The following is a 2,240-nucleotide window of genomic DNA, read 5'->3' on the forward strand; positions in this document are numbered from 1 at the left end:
CGTCAGAACCACAAGTGGGACAAATCAGATAGGGTTTCATCATGAGACTCCTCAAAAGATTGGCATAGAGCTATTATTCTCTATCCTTTACATAAAAACACTACCGCTCCCCTAACTGGAGCCAGTTTTTTTTATGAGTTTACTCATTTAGATACAGTGTGTTTTGAGAAATTTTTAGAGCTATTTGCTAGTGAGTACCCGGAGGATTTACAGATAATACAAGTAGATAATGGAGGGTTTCATAACTCTTTAAATCTCAGCATACCAGAAAATGTTATTTTACTGTTTCAACCCGCCTACAGTCCGGAAGTAAACCCAATAGAAAGACTGTGGGGATACGTAAAAGAACAATTGAAATGGTTGAGATTGACCAAATAGAAGAGTTGAGAGCAGCGGTGCAAAAAGAGTTAAAAAATTTGACTAAAGAAGTCATTGCTTCTTTGACAGGATGGGAATTTATTTTGGCAGCTATACAGCGGTTCCCGCTGTTAAGAAGTACAATAACAACAATTAGCAAACCAATTTCTGAGATGTTGAGGATTGATTAAGTTGAGAGCAACTGCAATTATTTGATCGATCATCGATGTGGTAGTTGGAGTGAACATACGCAAAAAAGATTTTAGTTGCGACCACCAAAGCTCTATTGGGTTAAAATCTGGGGAGTATGGGGATAAATTAATAATACTTGCACCTACAGCATCAATCATTGGCTTGATTAATGCTAATTTATGGGCAGGTAAATTATCCATCACTACTACCGCTCCTTCCCATAATTGAGGACATAAAAAATGCTGAATAAATATAGCAAATGCCTGTCCATCCATTGAATCATTCATTGTCATCAATGCCAACACTTTATTCATACTAATTGCGCCAATAGCTGTGACTTGAGCACCCCGATCAAATGCTTTTTTTTGGTATACTCTTGTCCCGCACTGTGAACGGGCAGGATTTCTACTCAATCCAAGTAGAATACCAGTTTCATCCAAAAATACTAAGTTTTTTGGCTCGATATCTTTAATCTTTTCCCAATATTCCACCCTTAATTTTTGGACTCTTTCAGTCCCGGCTTGGCTACTGCGCCATGTTTTTTTTTACGATTGAGTCCTAATTTTTGTAAGTAGCGACACATGGCAGTCCGACTCACCCAATTTCCCGTCTTAACAGCAAATAATTCACACAACTCTACCAAACTAGCATCTTGATGCTCTGCCACCAGTGTTCTGATAAGTGCTTCCGCATTTGTTAGGTGACGCTCATTGTGGTTTGCCCCTCTGTTTAGGCTGTAAACAACCCTCGACTTGTTGTTGCTTTACCAATTTTTGGACGAGACCTTTGCTGACAGCAAACCTGATGGCTACTTTCCTAATTGACATCTTTTGGGTCAAATGTGCTGTTACTATTTTTGATCGGAGATCGAGGGAATATGTTTTCATGAGCTTTAAATGCAAAGTAATATTCCATTGTTATTAATTGTACCATATTACAGCGGGAACCGCTGTATCTGTAGCAGGACTTTATAAAATTGGTATTAGTTGGAGCGAACCTCCGCAAAAAAGATTTGAGTTGTGACCACCAGAGTTCAATAGGGTTAAAATCAGGAGAGTAAGGAGATAAACAAATAACACTCACGCCTACAGATTCAATCAGTGGTACAATTGATGCTAGTTTATGAGCGGGTAAATTATCCATAACTACTACTGCTCTTGCCCATAATTGAGGACACAAAAACTTCTCAATAAATACGGCAAATGCTGCTGCATCTATTGAATCATTCATTGTCATTACTGCCCGCACTTTGTTGATACTAATTGCGCCAATTGCTGTAACTTTAGCCCCTCGATAAAATGGTTTTAATGAGGATACTCTTGTCCCCGGCGGTTGCGAACGGGCATGAGTTCTGGCTAAACGAGCGCAAAATCCCTGTTTCATCCAAAAATACCAGGTTTTCTGGCTCGATATGTTTGATCGTTTCCCAATATTCTACTCTTAATTTTTGTACTCTTTCTGTTGCGACTTGGCTACTATAGCAATCCTAAATGATTCGTAAAAAATTATAATTTATAATAGTTAGGTCGTGTGTTAATATTTATATGGGGAATATAGCGTGAAATAGAACAATATGTCTGAGCAGCAAAATCTCAAATAATTAAGTTATTTTATCGTAAGGATTCAGGTCTATGATTGGGGAATAAGAGAAGGCATAAATAAGTTACAAGAATGGGCAGATATAGCATCAC

The 2,240-nt window shown here is 38.2% G+C and carries 3 protein-coding genes and 1 pseudogene; 1 reads left to right on the plus strand and 3 read right to left on the minus strand.

Annotated features, from left to right (window positions below; genetic code table 11):
- Nucleotides 1-201 precede the first annotated feature (201 nt).
- A pseudogene (locus tag QUA54_RS34715) lies at nucleotides 202-378 on the plus strand (transposase); the annotation flags it as partial.
- Between the two features lie 110 nt (nucleotides 379-488).
- On the opposite strand, the gene QUA54_RS34005 reads toward QUA54_RS34715, so the two are convergent.
- From QUA54_RS34005 to QUA54_RS34015, 3 genes are all read right to left on the minus strand, one after another.
- Nucleotides 489-1,040, minus strand: a complete 552-nt coding sequence (locus QUA54_RS34005; RefSeq protein WP_333419407.1) for a transposase — start codon at nucleotides 1,038-1,040, stop codon at nucleotides 489-491.
- A gap of 2 nt (nucleotides 1,041-1,042) precedes the next feature.
- A complete protein-coding gene (locus QUA54_RS34010) occupies nucleotides 1,043-1,216 on the minus strand; it encodes a hypothetical protein (RefSeq protein ID WP_333419410.1) in 174 nt (57 codons plus the stop codon).
- A 149-nt stretch (nucleotides 1,217-1,365) separates the two neighbouring features.
- On the minus strand, nucleotides 1,366-1,932 hold the full coding sequence (locus QUA54_RS34015) for a transposase (RefSeq protein ID WP_333419412.1): 567 nt from the start codon (nucleotides 1,930-1,932) through the stop codon (nucleotides 1,366-1,368).
- Nucleotides 1,933-2,240: the final 308 nt, after the last annotated feature.

Origin of the sequence: Microcoleus sp. MOSTC5, from assembly GCF_036701825.1 — a bacterium.
Classification (GTDB): Bacteria; Cyanobacteriota; Cyanobacteriia; order Cyanobacteriales; family Microcoleaceae; genus Microcoleus; species Microcoleus asticus.

Excerpts from the sequence above, each read along its gene's own strand:
- QUA54_RS34015 (WP_333419412.1), bottom strand. The coding sequence starts at position 1,932 with ATGAAACAGGGATTTTGCGCTCGTTTAGCCAGAACTCATGCCCGTTCG.